This is a genomic window from Streptosporangium sp. DT93 (genome assembly GCF_049844535.1).
GTDB lineage: Bacteria > Actinomycetota > Actinomycetes > Streptosporangiales > Streptosporangiaceae > Streptosporangium.
This window is the reverse complement of record NZ_JBNCLF010000063.1, coordinates 1-758: the sequence shown is the minus strand read 5'-3', so window position 1 is coordinate 758 and position 758 is coordinate 1. Positions and strand designations below refer to the sequence as shown.

General features: G+C 75.1%; 1 protein-coding gene. It reads left to right on the top strand.

Annotated features, from left to right (window positions below; all coding sequences use genetic code 11):
* Positions 1 to 14 precede the first annotated feature (14 nt).
* Positions 15 to 758: beta-ketoacyl reductase (locus tag ACLQ2R_RS39485; RefSeq protein WP_425966538.1), on the top strand; the 744-nt coding region annotated here is incomplete at its 3' end.

Genomic DNA, 758 nt, shown 5'->3' with positions numbered 1-758 from the left:
CGGGGACGGTGCTGGTGACCGGTGGCACCGGTGGTCTCGGTGCGCTGGTGGCGCGGCACCTGGTGACGGGTCACGGGGTGCGGGACCTGCTGCTGCTGTCGCGGCGCGGCCCGTCGGCTCCGGGGGCGGCCGAGCTGGTGGCCGACCTGGAGGGGCTCGGCGCCCGGGTGTCGGTCGTGGCCTGCGATGTGTCCGACCGCGACGCACTGGCCGCGGTGGTGAACGGAGTGTCGCTGGGCGGGGTGGTCCACACCGCCGGCATCCTGGACGACGCCGTGGTCGAGGGACTCTCGGCCTCCCGTCTGGACGCGGTACTGGCGCCGAAGGCGGACGCCGCCTGGTACCTGCACGAACTCACCGCCGACCGTCCGCTGTCGTTGTTCGTGCTGTTCTCCTCCCTGGCCGGGGTGGTGGGCAACCCCGGTCAGGGCAACTACGCCGCCGCGAACGCGTTCCTGGACGCGCTGGCCGCCCACCGCCGGCAGCAGGGATTGGCGGCGGTGTCGATCGCGTGGGGACTGTGGGACACCGCCACGGACATGACCGGCGGCCTCTCCCAGGCCGACGTGGCCCGCCTGGCACGCGCCGGGGTCGCGCCCTTGAGCGTGGAGCAGGGCCTGGAACTGTTCGACGCCGCCCTGACCAGCCCCGACCCGCTGGTGGTCGCGGCCCGCTGGGACACCGCCGGGCTACGGGCCCGCGCCGAAACCGGCGACCTGCCCTCGATCCTGCGCGGACTGGTCCGCGCACCCCGCCGC